Below are 1,099 nucleotides of genomic sequence, written 5' to 3' on the forward strand. Positions count from 1 at the left end.
GACCAGCAAGGATGATCTCAAGGGTCTGTTGGAGACGCTGCTGCATTGGGACATGGTCACCGTCACCACCAGCCAGGGCTTGTTGGCGTTGTTGACCGCGGCGGCGCGGATGCGGGGCGATCACCCGGAGCTGGCCCAGCGGATCGAGGACTATTTCGACTACTGCAAGCGCAACGATCTGCGGTGTGTGCAGGCCATCACCGATGCCAAGGGTGATCGCCGGGTGGCGCCGGGTGGGCAGGCCGATCCGGATGTGTACACCCGCATCGTGGAGCGCCGCCCGGATGGCATCGTGATCCGCGGCGCGAAGCTGCATATCTCCTCGGCGGCGATCAGCCACGAGTTGGTGGTGATGCCGACCAAGAACATGAAGCCGGGCGAGGAGGATTACGCGGTCGCGTGCGCCATCCCGGTGAATGCCCCGGGGGTGCGGATCGTCAACACCAGCTATGCCCCGCGCGAGCGGGAGGAGGACTTCCCGGTCAGCTCCAAGCACAACATGCCCGAGGGTTTCATCATCTTCGATGATGTGTTCGTGCCGAACGAGCGGGTGTTTTTGGCCGGTGAGACCGGGCATTCGGCGACGTTTGCGCACGCCCTGGGCTTGTGGGAACGCCTCGGCGGGACCGCGCACATGTCGGAGTTCGCCGACCAGCTGGTCGGGTTGGCGCAGCTGATCGCGGAGGCCAACGGCACCGAACGGATCTCGCATATCCGCGAGAAGGTGGCGGAGATGATCATCTACGCGACGATGACCCGCTCGGGGTTGGAGGCGGCCATCGCCAATGCGGAACCGAGCCCGGAGGGCTGGTATTTCCCGAGCGAACTGTTCACGAATGCGGCCAAGCACTATGCGGCGTCGGAGTACAGCCACATGGTGCGTCATCTGCAGGATATCGGTGGTGGGTCGATCGTGACCGCGCCGTCGGTGGCGGATCTGGAGAACGACGAGGTGGGGCCGTTCATCGCGAAGTACATGGCCACCAAGGAGGGCATCTCCGGGGAGTACCGGACCAAGCTCTTCCACGCGATCCGGGATTTCACCGCCGACGCCTACGGTGGGTGGCAGCTGGTGACGATGCTGCAGTCCGGCGGCGGT

General features: G+C 64.7%; 1 protein-coding gene. It reads left to right on the top strand.

The features are described from left to right. Positions 1-1,099 (top strand): 4-hydroxyphenylacetate 3-hydroxylase N-terminal domain-containing protein (locus GORHZ_RS16700; protein ID WP_006334910.1); only part of this gene is annotated, 1,099 nt, incomplete at both ends.

It is taken from the genome of Gordonia rhizosphera NBRC 16068, assembly GCF_000298195.1.
In the GTDB taxonomy this organism is placed as follows: domain Bacteria; phylum Actinomycetota; class Actinomycetes; order Mycobacteriales; family Mycobacteriaceae; genus Gordonia; species Gordonia rhizosphera.